This window comes from Cellulomonas sp. Root137, assembly GCF_001426725.1.
GTDB lineage: Bacteria > Actinomycetota > Actinomycetes > Actinomycetales > Cellulomonadaceae > Cellulomonas.
Window position 1 is genome coordinate 269,125 of record NZ_LMFG01000003.1, and the last position, 21,909, is coordinate 291,033.

The window sequence follows — 21,909 nt, forward strand, 5'->3', positions numbered from 1 at the left end:
CTGAGCGTGTCGGGTTTTGTGGTCGGACGTCCAGTTTGACCCACCACCGAGTGCGGTGCCCCTCTCCCGGGGGCTAGGCATACGGTGGAGGCTGCGCCATGATCGATGACGGCGCCGTCGTGGGCAGAGGTGGCGTCACCCCGACCGGATCCCCCTCGTCCCGTCTGGAGGTACCACTGTCGTGCGTCTTGGAGTGCAAGTCCGCGAAGCCCTGCCGGGCGACCTGGAGAGCCTTGTCGAGCTCTGCCTCGCCGCGCGCCAGGAGGCCGGTGTGGGTTCCCAGCTCTGCACCGACGACGCCGACCGACTCCGCGACCAGCTGGGAGCGCTCCTCGCCGTCCCCGGCGGACGCGTGCTGCTGGCTCTGCTCGATGACGACCCGGCCGGGCTGCTGCTCGCCCGCGTCGTCGGTCCCGGACCGTTCACCGACGTCGTGAGCCTCGACATCGAGGCGGTGTACGTGCTGCCCGCCGCGCGCCGTCGCGGCCTCGGGCACGCCCTGCTGGTCGGCGCGACGACGGTCGCGGAGGAGGCCGGCGCGACCGAGCTGTACTCGTCGCCGCTGCCGGGTTCCCGCGGGATGCAGCGCTTCCTCGCCCGGCTCGGGTTCGCGCCGGCGGCGTCGCACCGGGTGGTGACGGCCGCGGCTCTGCAGCGCAAGCTCGCGCACGACCAGGGCCACGTCGGCGCAGCGGGTGCCACACGGCGCTCCGGCCCGCGCGGGCTCGAGGACCTCATCGCCCGTCGTCGGCAGGCACGCGCCGCACGGCAGCCCGTCGAGGACCCGGTCCAGCCCGCGCGCGCGTCAGGCGCGGATCAGGGCCGCGCGTCGATCAGCATGCAGGTGAGCCGGGCCGTGCAGACCAGCCGACCGCCGTCGTCCTCGACCACCACCTGGTAGGTGGCGAGGGTCCTGCCCAGGTGCAGCGCCGTCGCGGTCCCGGTGACCAGGCCCGTCCGTGCGGACCGGTGGTGCGTGGCGTTGAGCTCGATCCCGACGGCCGCGCGTCCCTCGCCCGCGTGCGCCATGGCGGAGATGGAGCCCAGCGTCTCGGCCAGAACCGCGGACGCGCCGCCGTGCAGCAGGCCGTAGGGCTGCGTGTTGCCGGCGACCGGCATGGTGGCCACGGTGCGCTGTGCGGAGGCCTCGGTCACCACGATGCCCATGCGCTCGATGAGGGTGCCTGTGAACGTGGAGAGCAGGGCTGGCGATGGCGTTGTCGTGTCGGACATGGCAGATAGGTTGGCACCCGTGAGCGACGCACTGCCAGCGGTTCCGCCGGCCACTCCCGGAACGCCTGCCCGACTCCTCCTGATCGACGGTCACTCGATGGCCTACCGGGCGTTCTTCGCACTCCCGGTGGACAAGTTCGCGACGTCGTCCGGCGAGCCCACCAACGCGGTGTTCGGGTTCTTCTCGATGATCGCCAACCTGCTGCGGGACGAGGCGCCGACGCACGTGGCGGTCGCGTTCGACGCGGGCCGCACGACGTTCCGGACCGAGGTGTACGAGGCGTACAAGGGCAACCGGGATGCCACACCCGCCCCGTTCAAGGGGCAGGTGGAAGTCATCCAGCGGGTCCTCGAGACCATGCACATCCCGTACCTGTCCAAGCCCCAGTTCGAGGCCGACGACATCCTGGCCACGCTGTCCGTCCAGGCGCGGGCGCAGGGCATGCAGGTGCTGATCTGCACCGGCGACCGCGACGCGCTCCAGCTGGTGAACGAGGACGTCACGGTCCTCTACCCGGTCAAGGGCGTCTCGGAGCTGGCCCGGATGACGCCGGCGGCAGTCGAGACGAAGTACGGGGTGCCGCCCGCGCGCTACCCGGACCTCGCCGCGCTCGTCGGGGAGAGCAGCGACAACCTGCCCGGTATCCCCGGGGTCGGCCCGAAGACGGCCGCGAAGTGGATCGTTCAGTACGACGGGCTCGACGGGATCCTCGCCGCCGCGGACCAGGTGCCCGGCAAGGCGGGGGAGTCGCTGCGGGACAACCTCGACCAGGTGCGCCTGAACCGCCAGCTCAACGCGCTGCTCACCGACATCGAGCTGCCGCTGGGCCCGGAGGACCTCGCGGCGCGGCCCTGGGACCGGCCCGCCCTGCACGCCGTGCTCGAGGAGCTCGAGTTCCGCGCGATCCGCGACCGGCTCTTCGCCATGCTGCCCGACGAGGCCGGCGACGGACCGGGGACGGTCGCCGCCGCCCAGCTCGACCTCACGGTCCTCGGCTCCGGCGAGCTCGCCGACTGGCTCGCCGCCCGGGCCGGGAAGCCCCTCGGCGTGGACGTCCGCGGCTCGGGTGCCCCCGCCGGTGGCGACGCCTGGGGGATCGCGCTGGCGGACCCGGACGGCCAGGCGGCCGCGTTCGACCTGGCCGAGATCCAGCCCCCGGACGAGACCGCGCTGGCGGCGTGGCTCGCCGACCCCGCGGCACCGAAGATCGTGCACGCCTCGAAGGAGGCCTGGCACGCGCTGGCCGGCCGCGGTCTGCCGCTCGCCGGCGTGGTGTTCGACACCGAGCTCGCGGCCTACCTGTGCCAGCCCGACCGCCGCGCGTACGACCTCACCGACCTCGCGATCGGCTACCTGCATCGCGAGCTGGGCGCCGACGAGGCCGCGGACGGTGCGCAGGGTGCGCTGGACCTCGAGCTGGACGGCACCGACGAGGGCCGCCGTGCAGCCGTCCGTGCCGCCGCGGTCCGGGACCTGGCCGACGTGCTGGGCGGCGAGGTGGCCGACCGGGGCGCCACCAGCCTCCTCGACACGCTCGAGCTGCCCCTGGTCGACGTGCTGGCGCGGATGGAGCGGACCGGGATCGCGATCGACTCCGGCTACCTGTCGGGACTCGAGAAGTCGTTCGACAGCCAGGTGCAGAACGCCGCTGCCGAGGCGTACGCGGTCATCGGGCGCGAGGTGAACCTCGGGTCGCCCAAGCAGCTCCAGGAGGTCCTGTTCGACCAGCTGGGCATGCCGAAGACCAAGAAGATCAAGACCGGGTACACCACGGACGCGAACGCGCTCACCGACCTGTTCGCACGCACGCAGCACCCGTTCCTCGAGCACCTGCTGGCCCACCGGGACGCCATCCGGCTGCGGCAGACCGTCGAGGGCCTCCTGCGGTCCATCGCCGCGGACGGACGCATCCACACCACGTTCCAGCAGACCATCGCCGCCACGGGCCGGCTGTCCTCGGCGGACCCCAACCTCCAGAACATCCCCATCCGCACGGAGGCGGGCCGGCAGATCCGGCGCGCGTTCGTGGTCGGCGACGGGTACGAGACGCTCCTGACCGCCGACTACTCGCAGATCGAGATGCGGATCATGGCGCACCTGTCGGGCGACGAGGGCCTGATCGACGCCTTCCGCTCCGGCGAGGACCTGCACAGCTATGTCGGCTCCCGCGTGTTCGGCGTGCCGACCGACGAGGTCACGCCCGCCATGCGGTCGAAGATCAAGGCCATGAGCTACGGCCTGGCGTACGGGCTGTCGTCCTACGGCCTCTCCCAGCAGCTCTCGATCGAGGTGTCCGAGGCCGCGGCGCTCATGCAGGACTACTTCTCGCGGTTCGGCGGGGTGCGCGACTACCTGACGGGCGTGGTCGACGTCGCCCGGCAGACCGGCTACACCGCCACGATCCTCGGCCGCCGCCGGTATCTCCCGGACCTGACGAGCGACAACCGCCAGCGACGGGAGGTGGCCGAGCGGATGGCGCTCAACGCGCCGATCCAGGGCAGCGCCGCCGACCTGATCAAGGTGGCGATGCTCGGCGTCGACCGGGAGCTCACCCGCCGCGGGCTCGGCTCGCGGATGCTCCTGCAGGTGCACGACGAGCTGGTGCTCGAGGTCGTGGCAGGGGAGCGGGACGAGGTCGAGGCGCTCGTGCGCGAGCAGATGGGCGCCGCGGGGGACGCGGCTGCCGACGGCCCGCTGGACGTGGCGCTGGACGTGACGGTCGGTGCGGGCGGCTCCTGGCACGACGCCGGGCACTGATCTGTCCCTCGATCGTGGGGATTCGGCGGTTTTCGGCAGGTTCGTCGTAACTATCGGATGCACTTCGGGGTGATCTGCGCCACAGTGTCGGGCACACAGTGGCGACGGAGCCACTGACGTCCCTTGCTGGGAGGCGCTGGTGACCGAGACCTTCGGAGAACGCGAGACCGACTACCAACGAGTACAGACCAGCGACGAGTTCCAGGCCCTCAGGCACCGGTTCCGTCGCTTCGTCTTCCCCATGACGGCCTTCTTCCTTGCCTGGTACTTCCTGTACGTCCTGCTCGCGGCCTACGCCCACGACTTCATGTCGACGAAGGTGTGGGGCAACATCAACATCGGCCTGCTCCTCGGCCTCGGGCAGTTCGTCAGCACCTTCGCGATCACGATGATCTACGCGCGCTGGGCCAACAACCGGCAGGACGCGGTGGCCGAGCGCCTCCGCCTGCACATCGAGAACGGCGATGCGCTGGACGGTGGCCCCGCATGATCACCTCCCTGAGCTCTCTCCTGCGTGCCGCGGAGACCGAGGACATCGGCAACCCGTGGGTCAACATCGCGATCTTCGGTGGCTTCGTCGCCATCACGCTGGTGATCGTGTTCCGCGCCTCGCGCAACAACAAGACGGCCGCGGACTACTACGCCGCCGGGCGCTCGTTCACCGGCCCGCAGAACGGCACCGCGATCGCGGGTGACTACCTGTCGGCGGCGTCGTTCCTTGGCATCTGCGGCGCCATCGCGATCAACGGGTACGACGGCTTCCTGTACTCGATCGGCTTCCTGGTGGCGTGGCTGGTCGCGCTGCTGCTGGTGGCCGAGCTGCTCCGGAACACCGGCCGCTTCACCATGGCGGACGTCCTGTCGTTCCGGCTCAGGCAGCGCCCGGTCCGCATGGCCGCCGCGCTGGCGACCCTGACGGTGGTCTTCTTCTACCTGCTGGCGCAGATGGCCGGCGCCGGCGGCCTCGTCGCGCTGCTCCTCGGAGTCGAGGGTGCGGCGGCGCAGGGCCTCGTCATCGCCGTCGTCGGCGGGCTGATGATCCTGTACGTGCTCGTCGGCGGGATGAAGGGCACCACCTGGGTGCAGATCATCAAGGCGATCCTGCTGATCGCCGGCGCTGCCGTCATGACGCTCTGGGTGCTGGCCAAGTTCGGGTTCAACCTCTCCGACCTCCTGCAGGGCGCCATCGACTCGGCCGGCGAGGGTGGCGAGTCGATCATCGAGCCCGGTCGGCAGTACGGCGTGAGCGCGATGAGCCAGCTCAACTTCCTGTCGCTCGCCCTCGCGCTGGTGCTCGGTACGGCGGGCCTCCCGCACGTGCTGATGCGCTTCTACACGGTCCCGACGGCGAAGGAGGCACGTCGCTCGGTCGTCTGGGCGATCTGGCTGATCGGCATCTTCTACCTGTTCACGCTCGTGCTCGGGTACGGCGCCGCAGCGCTGGTCGGTCCGGAGGTGATCAAGGCAGCCCCGGGAGGCGTGAACTCGGCGGCACCGCTGCTCGCGTACGAGCTGGGCGGCACGATCCTGCTGGGTCTGATCTCCGCGGTGGCGTTCGCGACGATCCTCGCCGTGGTCGCCGGACTGACCATCACGGCCGCCGCCTCGTTCGCGCACGACATCTACGCGTCGGTGATCAAGCACGGCGAGGTCAAGCCCGACGGTGAGGTGCGGGTCGCGCGGATCACCGTGGTGGTCATCGGCATCCTGGCGATCATCGGCGGCATCTTCGCCAACGGGCAGAACGTGGCGTTCCTCGTGGCGCTGGCCTTCGCGGTCGCCGCCAGCGCCAACCTGCCGACGATCCTCTACTCGCTCTTCTGGAAGAGGTTCAACACGTCGGGCGCCCTGTGGAGCATGTACGGGGGACTCATCTCCTGCCTCGTGCTCATCACGTTCTCGCCGGTGGTCTCCGGCAAGGTCGACCCGGTCACGGGCGCGAGCCTGTCGATGATCAAGAACACCGACATCGACTTCCATCTGATCCCGCTGGAGAACCCCGGCCTGATCTCGATCCCGCTCGCGTTCGTCCTCGGGATCGTCGGCACCTACCTGAGCAAGGAACCGCCGCACCCCGAGAAGTTCGCGGAGATGGAGGTCCGGTCGCTGACCGGCGCCGGCTCCGAGAAGGCGACGGTGCACTGACGCACTGACCGCGGGCGGCCGTCTACGCGGACGGTCGCCCGCGGTGCGTGACGAAGATGGCCGTCCCCGGCAGCCTGGCGCCCCGCACGGGTCCCCAGCCGCCCCACGTCCGGTCGTGGCCCACGGGCCACTCCGGTTCCACCAGCCGCTCGAGGACGAACCCCGCGGCCGCCAGCTCGGCCACGTGGTCGCCCAGGGTCCGGTGGTACTCGGCGTACAGCACGCGCCCCGACTCGCCGAGCTCGGCGTAGGGGGTCCGGTCGAAGTAGGACCGCGTGGCCGTGAGACCCGCCTCGCCGGGGTCGTCGGGGAACGCCCACCGGACCGGGTGGGTCACGGCGAACACCCAGCGGCCGCCGGGCCGCAGCACCCGGGCGACCTCCGCGTGGACCCGGTCGGCGTCGGGCACGAAGGGGAGCGCGCCGAACGCCGTGAACGCGACGCCGAACGAGGCGTCCGCGAAGGGGAGCGCCCGGGCGTCGGCCTGGACCATCGGTGTCGTCCGCCCGACCTCGGTGTCGTACCGGGCTCCCGCCGCGAGCATCCCGCCGGACACGTCGGTCGCGACGACGTCGACGCCCTCGCCGACGAGCCAGCGCGCGCACTGGGCGGCTCCCGCGCCCACCTCGAGCACGCGCCGGCCGGTGAGGTCGCCCAGCAGGTGCGCGTCCTTCTCCCGCACGCCCTCGGGGCACCAGCAGAAGTCGGCGGGTCCGAGGAAGGTGCCGTGCTCGTCGAGGTACTCCTGCGCGTTGGCGTCCCACCAGCCGCGGCTCGCGGATCCCCCCGAGGCTGACGGGACGTCGAGGTAGCCTGCCTCGGCCAGCTGGTCGTCGCTCATGGGACCAGTGTCACGTCTGCCGCGTCGACACCGCGGATACGCTGTCGTACGGCAGCCCGATGACGCGCTACCCGTCCAGTAGTTCCCGCGATCAAGGAGTGCCAGCGTGCGAGTCGGTCTGCTCACGGGCGGCGGCGACGTCCCCGGCCTCAACGCCGCGATCCGCGCCGTCGTCAAGCGTGGCGAGGGCGAGTACGGGCACACGATCACCGGCTTCCGCAACGGGTGGCGCGGCGTCGTCGACGGGCTCAGCATGCCCCTGACGCGGGAGCACATCCGCAACCAGCTGGCGGTCGGCGGCACCCTGCTCGGGACCGCTCGGTACCACCCCCACGCCGACAACGGCGGGCTCGACGCGGTGCTGTCCACGCTCGAGTCGGAGAAGATCGAGGCGCTCATCTGCATCGGCGGCGACGGCACGCTGCACGCCGCGAGCAAGGTGGCCGAGGCCGGCATCCGCATCGTCGCGATCCCCAAGACGATCGACAACGACGTCTGGGGCACCGATCAGTCGATCGGGTTCGACACCGCCGTGTCCATCGCGACCGAGGCGATCGACCGCATCCACACCACCGCGGAGAGCCACAACCGCGTGATGATCGTCGAGGTCATGGGCCGGCACGCGGGCTGGATCGCCGCGACGTCGGGCATCGCCGGGGGAGCCGAGATCGTGCTCGCCCCCGAGGCGCCGTTCGACATCGACAAGATCGAGAAGTTCCTCAAGCACCGCCACCGCGCCCACGCGAGCTTCTCGATCATCGTCGTCGCCGAGGGTGCCGTGCCCGCGCAGGGGACCTCGATGGACTACGAGACGCCGATGGGCAAGTTCGGCGACATCATCGCGGGGGCCATCGGTCAGCGGCTCAAGGTGGAGATCGAGAACCGCACCGGCTTCGACACCCGCGTCGTCGTGCTGGGTCACGTCCAGCGCGGAGGCATCCCGACGCACGTCGACCGGATCCTGGGCTCGCGGTTCGGGGTCGCGGCCATCGACGCCGCCAGCGCCGGCCAGTCGAACGTCATGACGGCGCTGCGTGGCGAGTCCGTGGTGATGGTGCCGCTCAGCGAGGTGGCCGGCAAGGTCAAGTACGTGCCCGACGAGCTGCTGGCGGTCGCGCGCGCGCTCGCCTGATCGGCTTTGACCTGCCCATCGTCACCCGGATAGGGTAGACGGCGGTGCCGCGCGCCTTGTTGCGTCGGCGTGTCCTCACTCGTACTGCTCGTGCGAGGGCTCTCTCCGGGGAGTCGAGGGCGTCCCATCAGATCGCGATCACCACACGCATGTCACCGTGCCGCCGGCACACACGTTCAGTCCGTACAACTTCCCTGTCCGCATCGGAGCCCATCCCTACATGAGCATCACCACCCCCGCGAAGCCCGCCACCCCGCAGGTCGCGATCAACGACATCGGCTCGGCCGAGGACTTCCTCGCCGCGATCGACGCCACCATCAAGTACTTCAACGATGGCGACATCGTCGAGGGCACCATCGTCAAGGTCGACCGCGACGAGGTCCTTCTCGACATCGGTTACAAGACCGAGGGCGTCATCCCCTCCCGTGAGCTGTCCATCAAGCACGACGTGGACCCCGGTGAGGTCGTCAAGGTCGGCGACGTGGTCGAGGCCCTCGTCCTCCAGAAGGAGGACAAGGAAGGCCGGCTGATCCTGTCCAAGAAGCGCGCACAGTACGAGCGCGCCTGGGGCACGATCGAGAAGATCAAGGAGGAGGACGGCGTCGTCACCGGCACCGTCATCGAGGTCGTCAAGGGCGGCCTCATCCTCGACATCGGTCTGCGCGGCTTCCTGCCCGCGTCGCTGGTGGAGATGCGTCGCGTCCGCGACCTCCAGCCGTACGTCGGCAAGGAGATCGAGGCCAAGATCATCGAGCTCGACAAGAACCGCAACAACGTGGTCCTGTCGCGCCGTGCGTGGCTCGAGCAGACGCAGTCCGAGGTGCGCTCCACCTTCCTGCAGACGCTGCAGAAGGGCCAGGTCCGCCCCGGTGTCGTGTCCTCGATCGTCAACTTCGGTGCGTTCGTGGACCTGGGTGGCGTGGACGGGCTCGTGCACGTCTCCGAGCTGTCCTGGAAGCACATCGACCACCCGTCCGAGGTCGTCGAGGTCGGCCAGGAGGTCACCGTCGAGGTTCTCGACGTCGACTTCGACCGCGAGCGTGTCTCCCTGTCGCTGAAGGCGACGCAGGAGGACCCGTGGCAGGCCTTCGCCCGGACGCACGCCATCGGCCAGGTCGTCCCCGGCAAGGTCACCAAGCTGGTTCCGTTCGGCGCGTTCGTGCGCGTCGAGGACGGCATCGAGGGCTTGGTCCACATCTCGGAGCTGGCCGTGCGCCACGTCGAGATCCCGGAGCAGGTCGTCCAGGTCGGCGACGACGTCTTCGTCAAGGTCATCGACATCGACCTGGAGCGCCGCCGCATCTCGCTGTCGCTCAAGCAGGCGAACGAGGGCTTCGACCCGGCCAGCGAGGACTTCGACCCCGCGCTGTACGGCATGGCGGCCGAGTACGACGACGCCGGCAACTACAAGTACCCCGAGGGCTTCGACCCGGCCACGAACGAGTGGCTCGAGGGCTTCGAGGCGCAGCGCGAGGTGTGGGAGGCGCAGTACGCGCAGGCCCACGAGCGCTGGGAGGCGCACCGCAAGCAGGTCGCCGACGCCGCGAAGGCCGACGCGGAGGCCGCCAGCGGCGCCGCCGAGGGTGCGACGTCGTCCTCCAGCTCGTCGAGCTCGTCCGCCGGCCCGGTGCCGTCGACGTACTCGTCGTCCACCGAGGAGGCCGCGGGCACGCTCGCGTCCGACGAGGCGCTCGCCGCTCTGCGCGAGAAGCTCACGGGTAACTGAACCCACCCGCTCGATGGCCGGTCACCTTCCGAGGTGGCCGGCCATCGGCGTATCCGTCGAAGGCAGGGCAGGATGGACGGATGCAACGCATCGGACTGACAGGCGGGATCGCGGCCGGCAAGTCCGTCGCGGCACGGCGACTGGCTGAGCTCGGGGCGGTGGTGATCGACTCCGACGTCCTGGCGCGGGAGGCCGTGGCGCCAGGCTCTGCGGGGCTCGACGCGGTGGTCGAGGAGTTCGGCGCGGGCGTGCTCGGAGCCGACGGCGCGCTCGACCGGGCAGCGCTCGCCTCGATCGTGTTCACCGACCCGGCGGCCAGGGCGCGGCTGGACGCGATCGTGCACCCGGTGGTCCGTCGGCTCTCAGCCGAGCGCGAGGCGGCTTCCGCGGTGACCGACCACGGAGCCGTCGTGGTGCACGACATCCCGCTGCTGGTCGAGACCGGCCAGGCGGACGCGTTCCACGTGCTCGTGGTGGTGCACGCCCCCGCGGTGCTGCGCGTCGAGCGGCTGGTGCGGCTGCGCGGCATGGACCGCAGCGAGGCGGAGGCCCGGGTGTCGGCGCAGGCGAGCGACGACGAGCGGCTCGCGGTCGCGGACGTCGTGCTGGACGGCACCGGGAGCGACGACTTCCTGCGGGCCCAGGTCGACGAGCTCTGGGACCGGCTCGCGGTCGAGCGGGCGGACGAGCTCGCTGCCGAGACCCCGTGACGCGGGTCCTGGTCACCGGTTTCGGACCGTTCGACGGGCAGACCGTCAATGCGTCGTGGTTGGCGGTCCAGGAGCTCGCCTCGCGGTGGGCCGCGCCGCCCGAGCTCGTGGTGCGCGAGCTCCCGGTGTCGTTCCGGGGCGCTCGTCAGCAGCTGCGCGTGGCGATCGCGGAGGTGGTGCCCGACCTGGTCGTGTGCGTCGGCGAGGCGGGCGGACGCGCGGCAGTCGGCGTGGAGCGCGTCGCCGTCAACGTGATCGACGCCCGGATCGCGGACGTCGACGGGTCGGCGCCGGTCGACGTCCCCGTGATCGCGGGCGCCCCCGCCGCGTTCTTCTCCACGCTGCCCGTCAAGGCGTGCGCCGCGGCGGTGCGCGACGCCGGTGTGCCGGTCGAGGTCTCGAACACCGCCGGTCTGTACGTCTGCAACGCGACGTTCTACGCGCTGCAGCACCTGCTGTCGTCACGGCCCGAGGTCCGCAGCGGCTTCGTGCACGTGCCGCGCACGCCGGCCCAGGTCGAGGACGGTGGCGCGTCGATGGAGGTCGGGGACGCCGCCTCGGCGCTGCACGCCCTCCTGCGAGCCGCGCTGTCGACCACCACGGACCTGCGGGAGTCCGCCGGAACGCTCGCCTGAGCCCCCGTCGACGCGGGTGTCGGTGGTGGCACGTACGGTTGTGGCATGCGTCCAGTCACCGATCTCCAGCGGACCGTCGCGCCGTTCGAGGTGATCTCCGAGTACACGCCGTCCGGTGACCAGCCGAAGGCGATCAAGGAGCTGACCGAGCGCATCAAGGCGGGGGAGAAGGACGTCGTACTGCTCGGTGCCACGGGTACCGGCAAGTCCGCGACGACCGCCTGGCTCATCGAGCAGGTCCAGCGCCCGACGCTCGTCATGGCCCCGAACAAGACGCTCGCAGCCCAGCTGGCCACGGAGTTCCGGGAGCTGCTGCCCAACAACGCCGTCGAGTACTTCGTCTCGTACTACGACTACTACCAGCCCGAGGCGTACATCGCGCAGACGGACACGTACATCGAGAAGGACTCGTCGATCAACGACGAGGTCGAGCGGCTGCGGCACTCGGCCACCAGCTCGCTGCTCACCCGTCGGGACGTCATCGTGGTCGCGTCCGTGAGCTGCATCTACGGCCTCGGCACGCCGCAGGAGTACGTCGACCGCATGGTGACGCTCTCCGTGGGCGACCAGGTGGACCGGGATCAGCTGCTGCGCAAGTTCGTCACCATGCAGTACACCCGCAACGACATGGCGTTCACGCGCGGCACGTTCCGCGTGCGCGGGGACACCGTCGAGATCATCCCGGTGTACGAGGAGCTGGCCATCCGGATCGAGTTCTTCGGGGACGAGATCGAGGCGATCGCCACGCTGCACCCGCTCACCGGGGACGTGGTCCACTCCGAGCAGCAGATGCACATCTTCCCCGCCACCCACTACGTCGCCGGCCCGGAGCGCATGGAGCGCGCGATCCACGGGATCGAGCTGGAGCTCGAGGACCGCCTGGCGGAGCTGGAGCGGCAGAACAAGCTGCTCGAGGCGCAGCGGCTGCGCATGCGCACCACCTACGACATCGAGATGATGCGCCAGATCGGCTCGTGCTCGGGCATCGAGAACTACTCGCGGCACATCGACGGACGCAGCCCGGGCAGCGCGCCGAACACCCTCATCGACTACTTCCCCGAGGACTTCCTGCTGGTCATCGACGAGTCGCACGTGACGGTGCCGCAGATCGGCGCGATGTTCGAGGGCGACATGTCCCGCAAGCGCGCCCTGGTGGACCACGGGTTCCGGCTGCCGAGCGCCACGGACAACCGGCCGCTGCGGTGGGAGGAGTTCGTCGAGCGGATCGGTCAGACGGTCTACCTCTCCGCGACGCCCGGCAACTACGAGATGTCCATCTCCGACGGTGTGGTGGAGCAGATCATCCGGCCGACCGGGCTGATCGACCCCGAGGTCATCGTGAAGCCCACGGCCGGGCAGATCGACGACCTGCTGGGGGAGATCCACGACCGGGTGGAGCGGGACGAGCGCGTGCTGGTCACCACGCTCACCAAGAAGATGGCCGAGGACCTGACGGACTACTTCCTGGAGAAGGGCGTCCGCGTGCGGTACCTGCACTCGGAGGTGGACACGCTGCGCCGCGTGGAGCTCCTGCGCGAGCTGCGGCTCGGCGAGTACGACGTCCTCGTCGGCATCAACCTGCTGCGCGAGGGCCTCGACCTGCCCGAGGTGTCCCTGGTCGCGATCCTGGACGCGGACAAGGAGGGCTTCCTGCGGTCCGGGCGCTCGCTCATCCAGACCATCGGGCGCGCGGCGCGCAACGTGTCCGGCCAGGTGCACATGTACGCGGACCGGATCACGGACGGCATGGCGCTCGCCATCGAGGAGACGTCTCGTCGCCGCGAGAAGCAGGTGGCCTACAACCTCGAGAACGGCATCGACCCCACACCCCTGCGCAAGAAGATCGGCGACATCACCGACCTGCTCGCGCGCGAGGACGCCGACACGGCGGAGCTGCTCGGGGGCGCGGGCCGGCAGTCCAGCCGCGGCAAGGCGCCGGTGCCGGGCTTCGGGTCGAAGGGCGGACCCCGCGACGAGCGGACGCGTCTGACGGGCGCGGCCGCGGGCGAGCTGGCGGACCTCATCCAGCAGCTGTCGGACCAGATGCACGCGGCCGCCGCCGAGCTGCAGTTCGAGCTCGCCGCACGCCTGCGGGACGAGATCTCGGGGATGAAGAAGGAACTCCGGCAGATGCAGGCCGCGACCGCCTGAGGTCAGCCACGTCGGACCGCCGTGGACAGGACACGAGCCCGACACATGCGTGCCTTATGCTGGCGCACGTTGAAGGGGAGTACCCCACACACGATCCCGTCGTCATCACGGACCCGCTCGCGCGGTGCCCGGTGGGATCGGTCCGCTGCGGATGTGTCGCACGGGCGGGGGAGACCTTCGGTACCGATGCATCTCTCGTACCGGAGGTTTCTGCATGGATGTGTCCGGCTGGGTCTGGGCAGGGACGGCGGTCTTCGTCGTCGGTCTGATCTTCTTCGACTTCTTCGCGCACGTGCGGACGCCGCACGCTCCGAGCTTCCAGGAGTCCGCGCGCTGGTCGATCTTCTACATTGCGCTCGCCATGGTGTTCGGCGTGGTGGTGGGGATGGCCTGGGGCTGGGGCCCGGGAACCGAGTACTTCGCCGGGTACATCACCGAGAAGAGCCTCTCGGTCGACAACCTCTTCGTCTTCCTCATCATCATGACGAAGTTCGCGGTGCCGCGTGAGTACCAGCAGAAGGTGCTCCTGGTCGGTGTCGTGATCGCGCTGATCCTGCGGACGGTCTTCATCCTGGCCGGCGCGGCCGCCATCGAGCAGTTCTCGTGGGTGTTCTACATCTTCGGCGGGTTCCTCGTGTACACCGCGATCAAGCTCGCCCGAGAGCACCACGACGCCGAGCACCCGGACCCGCGCGAGGAGCGTGACGGCATGGCCGTGCGCCTCTTCAAGCGGCTGGTGCCGACTGTGGAGGAGTACCACGGCGACCGCCTCACGGTGCGGATCGACGGCAAGCGGTTCTTCACGCCGATGCTCGTCGTCATGGTCGCCATCGGCTCCACGGACGTCCTCTTCGCGCTGGACTCGATCCCCGCGATCTACGGACTTACGGAGGAGCCCTACATCGTCTTCACGGCGAACGCGTTCGCGCTCCTGGGCCTGCGCCAGCTCTACTTCCTCATCGGCGGCCTGCTAGAGCGGCTGATCTACCTGTCGCAGGGTCTCGCCGTCATCCTGGGCTTCATCGGCATCAAGCTGGTGCTCCACGCGTTGCACGTGAACGAGCTGCCCTTCATCAACAACGGCGAGCCCGTCGAGTGGGCGCCCGAGATCCCCATCTGGCTGTCCCTCACCGTCATCCTCGGCACCCTCGTCGTGGCCACGGTGCTGAGCCTGCTGAAGACCCGAAGCGACGCGAGCATCGCGTCGAAGACTGAGAGCTGAGGACCACCCGTTGGACATCGACCCCCTTGTCTGGGCCGTCTCGCTCGGTCTGGCCGGTGCGCTCCTGCTCGTCGACGTCGCCGTGGTGGCCCGCCGGCCGCACGTGCCGTCGACCGCCGAGTGCGTGCGCTACCTCGCGTTCTACATCGGCCTGGCCGTCCTCTTCGGGATCGGCGTCTGGCTGACGAGTGGCGCCGAGTACGCCGGTCAGTTCTACGCCGGCTGGCTGACGGAGTACTCGCTGTCGGTCGACAACCTGTTCGTGTTCCTGCTGATCATGGGCAAGTTCGCGGTCCCCAAGGCTTACCAGCAGACGGCCCTGCTCATCGGGATCATCCTCGCGCTGGTGTTCCGCGGCCTGTTCATCTGGGCGGGCGCCGCGGTCATCGACGCGTTCAGCTGGGTGTTCTACCTCTTCGGCGCCTTCCTCGTGTACACGGCCTGGAAGGTCGGCCGGGAGGGCGAGGCGGGCGACGACGACTTCCACCCGCCACTGATCCTGCGGCTCGTCCAGCGGTGGCTCCCGGCCACGCCGAACTACCACGGCGTCAAGCTCACGGTCGTCGAGGGCGGCCGCCGGCTGATCACCCCGATGTTCGTGGTGCTCGTCGCGCTCGGCGCCACGGACCTGCTCTTCGCGTTCGACTCGATCCCGGCGATCTTCGGGCTGACCAGCGAGCCGTACCTGGTCCTGATGGCCAACCTGTTCGCGCTCATGGGTCTGCGCCAGCTCTACTTCCTGCTGGGTGACCTGCTCACGCGCCTGGTGTACCTGAACATCGGGCTCGCGGTCCTGCTCGGCTTCATCGGCGTCAAGCTGGTGCTGCACGCGCTGCACGAGAACGAGGTGCCGTTCATCAACGGCGGCGAGCCGGTGGCGTGGGTTCCGGAGATCCCGATCGGGGTGTCCTTGGGTGCGATCGTCGTGATCCTCGGGACGACCGCGGTGGCGAGCATCGTCAAGGTGCGGCGCGACGAGCGCCGGGCGGTGACGGTCCCCGACGAGCCCGTCGCGGACCCCACCGACTGACCTTCAGGCGGCCCAGGGGCCGAGCACGACGTCCCAGGCACGGACGTCGCTGTGCGCGACGAGGCCCTCGCGGACGAACGGGTCGTCCGCGAGGATCGCGTCGACGACCTCCGGTGACGCCGCGCGGAAGACCAGGAGCGCGCCGGGGTCGCCGTCGGTGAACGGGCCGGAGCCGAGCAGGGTGCCGTGCTCGGCCAGAGCGGTCAGGTACGCGCGGTGCTCGGGGCGGACGCGGTCGCGCACGTCGGTGCGCTCGTCGTAGGTGTAGCGGACGGCATAGGTGGGCATGGCGTCATCCTGCCCGAGCCGGTGGCAGAGTGCTGACATGGCTCGGACGTTGCGCACGCTGCTCACCCAGGACCTGCTGGACCGGATCCACGAGCGTGCACCTCTGCACGACCGGGAGAACACGTTCCCGCACGACGACCTCGCGGACCTCGTGGCTGCGGGGTACCTGACGGCGTTCGTGCCGACCGGGCTGGGCGGCGCGGGGCTCACGCTCGAGGAGGTCGCGCGCGAGCAGGTACGACTGGCCGCGGCAGCACCGGCCACGGCGCTGGCGGTGAACATGCACCTGGTGGTGACCGGGCTCGCCGCCCTGCTGGCGTCCCGGGGCGACGACTCGGTCGAGTTCATCCTGCGGGACGCCGCGGCGGGGGAGATCTTCGCGTTCGGCAACTCCGAGCCCGGCAACGACCTGGTGATGTTCGGCTCGCGGACGCGCGCGGAGGGGCAGCCCGACGGCTCCTACCGGTACAGCGGGACGAAGATCTTCACGTCGCTGTCGCCCGTGTGGACGCGGCTGGCGACGTTCGGTCTGGACGACTCCGACCCCGACGACCCCCGGCTCGTGCACGGCGTCGTCTCCCGCGCCGACGGTGGGACCGAGGCGCGCGACGACTGGGACACGCTCGGTATGCGCGCCACCCAGTCGGCCACCACGGTGCTCGACGGAGCGCTCGCCCCCGCCGACCGCGTCTACCGGTCGCTCCCGCCGGGTCCGAGCGCCGACCCGTTCGTCTTCGCCCTCTTCGCCGTCTTCGAGATCCTGCTCGGCGCGGTCTACACGGGGATCGGCCGGCGAGCGATCGAGCTGGGAGTCGAGGCGGCACGGCGTCGGACGTCGATGAAGTACGACGGCCGGGCCTACGCGCAGGACCCCGACATCCGCTGGCGCATCGCGGACGCTGTGCTGGCCCAGGACGGCGCGGAGCTGCAGGTCTTCGCCCTCGCGCGTGACGTCGACGAGCAGGTGGACCACGGGTCGCGCTGGTTCGCGCAGCTGGTCGGGCTCAAGGTCCGCGCGACGGAGTCCGCGCGGGTGGTCGTCGACAACGCGATCCGCGTCTCCGGGGGCGGGTCGTACTTCTCGGGGAGCGAGCTGGGACGGCTGTACCGCGACGTGCTGGCGGGGATGTTCCACCCGTCCGACGACGAGTCGGCGCACGCCACCCTCGCCACGTCGGTCCTGGGTCCGCCCGAGGCGTGACGTGGAGCTGCCCGACGTGCTGGACCTGCACGGGGCACGGTTGCGCGCCCTGCGGGAGGACGACTGGGCGCTCGACCACGCCCTCTCCCGGGTCGCGGACGTGCCGGAGTGGACGTACTACCCCGCGGACGTCAGCGTGGACGAGGCGCGCGAGCGGGTGGCACGGAACCTGACCCAGCGTGCCGAGGGCCGCGGTGGGCGGTTCGTCGTCGAGAGGTCGGGGGAGGCGGTCGGCACGATCGGGCTGGGCCTGCGCATCGACGGCCCGCACCTCTACTACGCGTTCCTTCCCGCGGGCCGCGGCATGGGACTCGCCACGGAGGCCGTCCGTGCGCTGTCGCGCTGGGCCCTGGAGCACGGCGCCGACGTGGTGAACGCCCGGACGATGGTCGGGAACGTGGCGAGCGAGCGGGTGCTCGAGCGGGCGTCGTACCGGCGTGGTCCACTCGAGGTGGAGCCCGACGGCGTGTCGGTGACCCGGTGGTCGTGCAGGGCGAACTCACAACCTACTCTCAAGTAACTTACGCACCCGTAGGTTACGATCGGGGGATGACGACCGTGGGACCCAGCCGACCGACCGCCGACTCGACGGGTGCCCCGCGAGACGTGGCGATCCCCGACGAACCGCTCACCGCGGCGCTCGACCGCGCGGCCCAGCGGTGGCCCGAGCGGACGGCGGTGGACTTCCTCGGAGCGGCCACGACGTACGCGGAGCTGGCCGACTCCGTCGCCCGCGGGGCCCAGGTTCTGCTCGACCTCGGCGTCCGGCCGGGAGACCGCGTGGCCCTCGTCATCCCGAACTGCACCGGGCACGTGATCGCCTTCTACGCGGCGCTGCGCATCGGCGCGGTCGTCGTCGAGCACAACCCCACCTACTCGGCGAGCGAGCTCGCGCACCAGCTGGCCGACTCCGGGGCCGTCGTCGCGCTCGTGTGGGAGAAGGCGGTGCCGCGCGTCCTCGAGACGCTCGCCCGGACGGCGCTCAAGGCCGTCGTCGCGGTGGACCTGTCCGCCGACCTGCCCCGTACCAAGCAGCTCGCCCTGCGCCTGCCCCTGCCGAGCGCCCGCCGAGCGCGTCACGCCATGTGCGGGACGGTGCCGCCGGCGTTCCCGATGTGGCACCGGCTCGTCGCCAAGGCTGCGCCCCTCGACCCGGAGCACCCCGCGCCGTCGTCGTCCGACGTCGCCCTCCTGCAGTACACCGGCGGCACCACGGGGACGCCCAAGGGCGCGATGCTCACGCACCGCAACCTGGTGGCCAACGCGGTGCAGGGCCACGCCTGGACGGGCGTCGAGCCCGGGACCGACGTCGTCTACGGGGTTCTGCCGTTCTTCCACGCGTTCGGACTGACGCTCTGCCTGAGCTACGCGATGCGGGTCGGCGCGACCCTCGTCGCGTTCCCGTCGTTCGACCCCGCGATGGTCCTCGCCGCCCAGAAGCGCCTGCCGGGCACCTTCCTGCCCGCCGTCCCGCCGATGCTCGACCGGCTGGCCGTCGCTGCCGCGGCGTCGGGAGCCGACCTCACGTCGTTCCGGTACGCGATCTCGGGCGCGATGGCTCTCCCCGCGGCGACCGCCCAGAAGTGGGAAGACGTGACCGGGGGCCTCGTCGTCGAGGGGTACGGGATGACCGAGACGTCACCCGTCGCGCTGGGCAACCCGCTCACGGACGCCCGCCGCCCCGGCACGCTCGGCCTGCCGTTCCCGAGCACGAGCATCCAGGTCGTGGACCCCACCGACGTCACGCGCGAGGTCGAGCCGGGGGAGCGCGGCGAGCTGCTGATCCGGGGCCCGCAGGTGTTCGCCGGCTACTGGGGCCGGGCCGACGAGACGGCGGAGCAGCTGCTCGACGACGGCTGGCTGCGGACCGGCGACATCGTCACCGTCGACGAGACCGGCTGGGTCGTCCTGGTGGACCGCATCAAGGAGGTCATCGTCAGCGGCGGCTTCAAGGTGTACCCCTCCCAGGTGGAGGACCACCTGCGCGGGATGCCCGGTGTGGCGGACGTCGCGGTGGTCGGGGTGCCCGGCGGAGATCTCGGCGAGACGGTCGTCGCCGCCGTGGTGCTCGAGCCCGGCGCCCGGGGGATCGACCTGGACGCCGTCCGCGCGTGGGGCGAGCGGCACCTGGCGCGCTACGCCCTCCCGCGCCGACTCGTCGTCCTGGACGAGCTGCCGCGGTCGCAGGTCGGCAAGGTGCTCCGACGGGTCGTGCGGGAGTCGGTCCTCGCCGGCTGACCTCACCAGCGGCGGGCGCGCCACTCCTCGAGCTGGGGACGCTCCGCTCCGAGCGTGGTGTCCCGACCGTGGCCGGGGTAGACCCAGGCGTCGTCGTCGAAGCGGTCGAACACCCGGGTGACCACGTCGCCGAGGAGCTGGTCGAACGCCTCCGGGCTCGTCGTGCGGCCGACGCCGCCCGGGAAGAGGGAGTCACCCGTGAACAGGTGCGTCCGCCCACCGGGTTCGCGGTAGGCGAGCGCGATCGACCCCGGGGTGTGGCCGCGCAGTGCGACGACCTCCAGCTCGACGCGGCCCACGTGCAGGACGTCACCGTCGTGCAGGCGGCGGGTGACGGGCACGTCGGTCGCCTCGGTGATCGCGGCGGCGTCGTCGGCGCCGGCCGCCGACGAGGCCCCGGTGACGGCCACGAGCGACTCGAGCGCGCGGAGGTGGTCGGGGTGGCGGTGGGTGGTGACGACGGTGTCCAGCGTCGACGATCCCTCGCGGATCAGCTCGAGCAGGCGGTCGGGCTCGTCCGCCGCGTCGACGAGCACCTGGGAGCCGTCGGACCGGCACGTCAGCAGGTAGGCGTTGTTGTCCATCGGGCCGACGGCGGCCTTGCGGATCTCGAGCTCGTCGAGCACGCGGACAGCCGACGGCCCGCCCGCCCGCACGTCGCCGGTGTAGGTCATCGGTTCCTCCGCTCGAGCGCCTGGTCGTGGCTGTGCACCGCCCGGACGAGCGCCAGGTGCGACAGGGCCTGAGGCATGTTGCCGGCCATCCGCCGCCCGACCGGGTCGTACTGCTCGGCCAGCAGCCCCACGTCGTTGGCGAGGCCGACGAGGACGTCCAGCACCGCCGTCGAGCCCTCGACGTCGTCGGTCCGCGCGAGGGCGTCCGCGAGCCAGAACGAGCAGGCGAGGAAGGCGTGCTCGTCGCCCGCGACGCCGTCGTCGGTCCGTTCCGTGCGGTACCGGCGCAGCAGCCCGGGGGAGACCTCGAGCTCGTCCCGGATCGTCGCGAGCGTGGCCAGGACGCGGGCATCGTCCGACGGCAGGAAGTCGACCTGCGCGATCTGCAGCAGGGCCGCGTCGGTGTGCGTGGCGCCGTAGGCCTGCACGAACGTCCTGCGCTCCGCGTCCCAGCCGTGCGCCAGCACGTCGGCACGGATCGCGTCCCGCTCGGCGCGCCACCTGTCGACCGGGCCCTCGAGGCCGTGCTTCTCGACCGCACGCACCGCGCGGTCGACGGCGGCCCACGCCATGACCTTCGAGTGCGTGAAGTGCCGCGGCTCGCCACGGACCTCCCAGATCCCGCGGTCCGGCTCCCGCCAGCGGCTGAGGAGGTCCTCGACGAGGTGGCGCTGCAGGGACCAGGAGTCGGCGGTCTCCTGGAGCCCGGCGGTGCGCGCCAGCTCCAGGGCGCACATCACCTCACCCAGCACGTCGTTCTGCACCTGTCCGACGGCGGCGTTGCCCACCCGGACGGGACGCGACCCCGCGTAGCCCTGCAGGTGGTCGAGCTCGGCCTCGGGTAGGTACCGACCACCGTCGACGCGGTACATGATCTGGAGGTCGGCGGGGTTGCCCGCGACGGCACGCAGCAGCCAGTCGCGCCACTCCGTCGCCTCGTCGCGGTAGCCGTGCTCCAGGAGCGCCTCGAGCGTCATCGCCGCGTCCCGCAGCCAGCAGTACCGGTAGTCCCAGTTGCGCTCGCCGCCGAAGTCCTCCGGCAGGGAGGTCGTCGCGGCGGCGACGATCCCGCCGGTCTCGTGGTCCGTGAGCAGGCGCAGGACCAGCAGCGAGCGCACGACGGCCTCGCGGTAGGAGCCCTGGTACGCACAGCTGCGCGCCCACAGGCCCCACTCGATCCGGGTGGAGTCGATCCGGTCCTCGATGGTCTGCCGGGGCACGACGGGGTCCCACGAGCGGGTCCAGGTCAGGGCCAGCTCGACGGCCTGGCCCTCGTGCAAGGTGAACCGGTCCGCGTGCCGGTGGTCCGCCGGGGCGGGGAGCCGGTCGCCGCGCAGGAGCAGGGAGTCCGGCCCCGCGATCGCGCGGATGGCCTCGTTGCCGTCCTGGTCGGTGAGGCGGCGGACCCACGGCTCGACCGCCCCGTAGCCGAACCGGACCACCCACTCGTGCTCGACCTCGACGGTGCCGCGGGTGCAGGCGAGCCGGCGCACGATGTCCGACCGGCCGTCGTTCAGCGGCATCGTCTCGAGCACGACGGCGGTCCCGTGCGCGGTCTCGTAGGTGGTCTCCAGCACGAACGAGTCGTCGAGGTACCGCCGGGTCACGGACGTCGCGTCCCTGACCGTGAGGAGCCACCGCCCGTTGTCCGCGGTGCCGAGCAGGCGGGCGAACGCGGCGGCCGAGTCGAACGTCGGCAGGCACATCCAGTCGATCGAGCCGCGCAGGGAGACGAGGGCGGCGGTCCGGCCGTCGCCGAGCACGGCGTAGTCCCCGATGGGCACCAGCGGGGGGTCGACGGCGGCGTCGGGTCTGTCCACGAGGTGAGCATCCTCCGGCACCGGGGGAGTGGCACGTCGGCCGGCTGTGGTTTCACTCACGTCGAACAGATGTGCGATTGTCGGTGGGGCCACGTAGACTCCCCG

Annotated in this window: 19 protein-coding genes; 14 read left to right on the plus strand and 5 right to left on the minus strand. The window is 71.0% G+C overall.

Annotated features, from left to right (window positions below; all coding sequences use genetic code 11):
• The first annotated feature begins 193 nt into the window (after window positions 1-193).
• The gene (locus ASD18_RS16320; protein ID WP_235522436.1) at window positions 194-901 is read left to right on the plus strand and encodes a GNAT family N-acetyltransferase; all 708 of its coding nucleotides are present in this window, start codon (window positions 194-196) and stop codon (window positions 899-901) included.
• On the opposite strand, the gene ASD18_RS16325 is transcribed toward ASD18_RS16320, so the two are convergent.
• Entirely contained in the window at window positions 817-1,233 is a 417-nt protein-coding gene (locus tag ASD18_RS16325; RefSeq protein WP_056094488.1) for a PaaI family thioesterase, read from the minus strand. The genes ASD18_RS16320 and ASD18_RS16325 overlap by 85 nt on opposite strands.
• Here ASD18_RS16325 and polA point away from each other — a divergent pair.
• The 3 genes from polA to ASD18_RS16340 all read left to right on the plus strand — a co-directional run bounded on the left by polA (window position 1,232) and on the right by ASD18_RS16340 (window position 6,136).
• On the plus strand, window positions 1,232-3,991 hold the full coding sequence (gene polA / locus ASD18_RS16330; RefSeq protein WP_056094490.1) for a DNA polymerase I: 2,760 nt from the start codon (window positions 1,232-1,234) through the stop codon (window positions 3,989-3,991). The genes ASD18_RS16325 and polA overlap by 2 nt on opposite strands.
• Before the next feature lie 139 nt (window positions 3,992-4,130).
• Window positions 4,131-4,481 carry a DUF485 domain-containing protein gene (locus ASD18_RS16335; RefSeq protein WP_056094494.1) on the plus strand — a complete coding sequence of 117 codons (351 nt, stop codon included), beginning with the start codon at window positions 4,131-4,133 and terminating at the stop codon, window positions 4,479-4,481.
• The gene (locus tag ASD18_RS16340) at window positions 4,478-6,136 is read left to right on the plus strand and encodes a cation acetate symporter (protein WP_056094497.1); all 1,659 of its coding nucleotides are present in this window, start codon (window positions 4,478-4,480) and stop codon (window positions 6,134-6,136) included. Before ASD18_RS16335 ends, ASD18_RS16340 begins: the two co-directional genes overlap by 4 nt.
• 22 nt (window positions 6,137-6,158) lie before the next feature.
• On the opposite strand, the gene ASD18_RS16345 is transcribed toward ASD18_RS16340, so the two are convergent.
• Complete coding sequence (locus tag ASD18_RS16345; RefSeq protein WP_056094501.1) at window positions 6,159-6,977, minus strand: class I SAM-dependent methyltransferase; 819 nt, start codon at window positions 6,975-6,977, stop codon at window positions 6,159-6,161.
• Window positions 6,978-7,083: 106 nt separating this feature from the next.
• On the opposite strand from ASD18_RS16345, the gene ASD18_RS16350 reads away from it, so the two are divergent.
• The 7 genes from ASD18_RS16350 (at window position 7,084) to ASD18_RS16380 (ending at window position 15,583) form a co-directional block, all read left to right on the plus strand.
• Window positions 7,084-8,109, plus strand: a complete 1,026-nt coding sequence (locus tag ASD18_RS16350) for a 6-phosphofructokinase (protein WP_056094504.1) — start codon at window positions 7,084-7,086, stop codon at window positions 8,107-8,109.
• A 220-nt stretch (window positions 8,110-8,329) separates the two neighbouring features.
• Entirely contained in the window at window positions 8,330-9,835 is a 1,506-nt protein-coding gene (gene rpsA / locus ASD18_RS16355) for a 30S ribosomal protein S1 (RefSeq protein WP_056094506.1), read from the plus strand.
• 80 nt (window positions 9,836-9,915) lie between these two features.
• Window positions 9,916-10,545, plus strand: a complete 630-nt coding sequence (coaE, locus tag ASD18_RS16360) for a dephospho-CoA kinase (protein ID WP_056094508.1) — start codon at window positions 9,916-9,918, stop codon at window positions 10,543-10,545.
• Window positions 10,542-11,180, plus strand: a complete 639-nt coding sequence (gene pcp, locus ASD18_RS16365) for a pyroglutamyl-peptidase I (RefSeq protein WP_056094511.1) — start codon at window positions 10,542-10,544, stop codon at window positions 11,178-11,180. Before coaE ends, pcp begins: the two co-directional genes overlap by 4 nt.
• 45 nt (window positions 11,181-11,225) lie before the next feature.
• Complete coding sequence (uvrB, locus tag ASD18_RS16370; protein WP_056094513.1) at window positions 11,226-13,331, plus strand: excinuclease ABC subunit UvrB; 2,106 nt, start codon at window positions 11,226-11,228, stop codon at window positions 13,329-13,331.
• A gap of 214 nt (window positions 13,332-13,545) precedes the next feature.
• Window positions 13,546-14,553: a TerC family protein gene (locus tag ASD18_RS16375; RefSeq protein ID WP_056094516.1), complete on the plus strand. Its 1,008-nt coding sequence runs from the start codon at window positions 13,546-13,548 to the stop codon at window positions 14,551-14,553.
• 10 nt (window positions 14,554-14,563) lie between these two features.
• Window positions 14,564-15,583: a TerC family protein gene (locus ASD18_RS16380; RefSeq protein ID WP_056094519.1), complete on the plus strand. Its 1,020-nt coding sequence runs from the start codon at window positions 14,564-14,566 to the stop codon at window positions 15,581-15,583.
• Window positions 15,584-15,586: 3 nt separating this feature from the next.
• On the opposite strand, the gene ASD18_RS16385 is transcribed toward ASD18_RS16380, so the two are convergent.
• Window positions 15,587-15,871, minus strand: a complete 285-nt coding sequence (locus tag ASD18_RS16385; RefSeq protein WP_056094522.1) for a YciI family protein — start codon at window positions 15,869-15,871, stop codon at window positions 15,587-15,589.
• A gap of 37 nt (window positions 15,872-15,908) precedes the next feature.
• On the opposite strand from ASD18_RS16385, the gene ASD18_RS16390 reads away from it, so the two are divergent.
• The 3 genes from ASD18_RS16390 to ASD18_RS16400 are packed head-to-tail and all read left to right on the plus strand — an operon-like array spanning window position 15,909 to window position 19,310.
• Window positions 15,909-17,072 carry an acyl-CoA dehydrogenase family protein gene (locus ASD18_RS16390; protein ID WP_056094527.1) on the plus strand — a complete coding sequence of 388 codons (1,164 nt, stop codon included), beginning with the start codon at window positions 15,909-15,911 and terminating at the stop codon, window positions 17,070-17,072.
• 1 nt (window position 17,073) lies between these two features.
• Window positions 17,074-17,592, plus strand: coding sequence for a GNAT family N-acetyltransferase (locus ASD18_RS16395; protein WP_056094530.1), 519 nt, complete (start codon window positions 17,074-17,076; stop codon window positions 17,590-17,592).
• Window positions 17,593-17,621: 29 nt separating this feature from the next.
• A complete protein-coding gene (locus ASD18_RS16400) occupies window positions 17,622-19,310 on the plus strand; it encodes an AMP-binding protein (RefSeq protein ID WP_056094532.1) in 1,689 nt (562 codons plus the stop codon).
• A 2-nt stretch (window positions 19,311-19,312) separates the two neighbouring features.
• Here ASD18_RS16400 and ASD18_RS16405 read toward each other — a convergent pair whose 3' ends face one another.
• Together ASD18_RS16405 and ASD18_RS16410 are read right to left on the minus strand one after the other, a co-directional pair.
• Complete coding sequence (locus tag ASD18_RS16405) at window positions 19,313-19,984, minus strand: MBL fold metallo-hydrolase (RefSeq protein WP_056094534.1); 672 nt, start codon at window positions 19,982-19,984, stop codon at window positions 19,313-19,315.
• Window positions 19,981-21,804 carry a glycoside hydrolase family 15 protein gene (locus ASD18_RS16410; protein WP_056094536.1) on the minus strand — a complete coding sequence of 608 codons (1,824 nt, stop codon included), beginning with the start codon at window positions 21,802-21,804 and terminating at the stop codon, window positions 19,981-19,983. Before ASD18_RS16410 ends, ASD18_RS16405 begins: the two co-directional genes overlap by 4 nt.
• Window positions 21,805-21,909: the final 105 nt, after the last annotated feature.

What these genes read in the sequence shown, in the direction of transcription:
- ASD18_RS16390 (WP_056094527.1), top strand. Translation starts at nt 15,909, where the DNA reads ATGGCTCGGACGTTGCGCACGCTGCTCACCCAGGACCTGCTGGACCGG.
- polA (WP_056094490.1), top strand. Translation starts at nt 1,232, where the DNA reads ATGGCAGATAGGTTGGCACCCGTGAGCGACGCACTGCCAGCGGTTCCG.
- rpsA (WP_056094506.1), top strand. Translation starts at nt 8,330, where the DNA reads ATGAGCATCACCACCCCCGCGAAGCCCGCCACCCCGCAGGTCGCGATC.
- ASD18_RS16375 (WP_056094516.1), top strand. Translation starts at nt 13,546, where the DNA reads ATGGATGTGTCCGGCTGGGTCTGGGCAGGGACGGCGGTCTTCGTCGTC.
- coaE (WP_056094508.1), top strand. Translation starts at nt 9,916, where the DNA reads ATGCAACGCATCGGACTGACAGGCGGGATCGCGGCCGGCAAGTCCGTC.
- ASD18_RS16400 (WP_056094532.1), top strand. Translation starts at nt 17,622, where the DNA reads ATGACGACCGTGGGACCCAGCCGACCGACCGCCGACTCGACGGGTGCC.
- ASD18_RS16340 (WP_056094497.1), top strand. Translation starts at nt 4,478, where the DNA reads ATGATCACCTCCCTGAGCTCTCTCCTGCGTGCCGCGGAGACCGAGGAC.
- ASD18_RS16405 (WP_056094534.1), bottom strand. Translation starts at nt 19,984, where the DNA reads ATGACCTACACCGGCGACGTGCGGGCGGGCGGGCCGTCGGCTGTCCGC.
- uvrB (WP_056094513.1), top strand. Translation starts at nt 11,226, where the DNA reads ATGCGTCCAGTCACCGATCTCCAGCGGACCGTCGCGCCGTTCGAGGTG.
- ASD18_RS16345 (WP_056094501.1), bottom strand. Translation starts at nt 6,977, where the DNA reads ATGAGCGACGACCAGCTGGCCGAGGCAGGCTACCTCGACGTCCCGTCA.
- ASD18_RS16325 (WP_056094488.1), bottom strand. Translation starts at nt 1,233, where the DNA reads ATGTCCGACACGACAACGCCATCGCCAGCCCTGCTCTCCACGTTCACA.
- ASD18_RS16385 (WP_056094522.1), bottom strand. Translation starts at nt 15,871, where the DNA reads ATGCCCACCTATGCCGTCCGCTACACCTACGACGAGCGCACCGACGTG.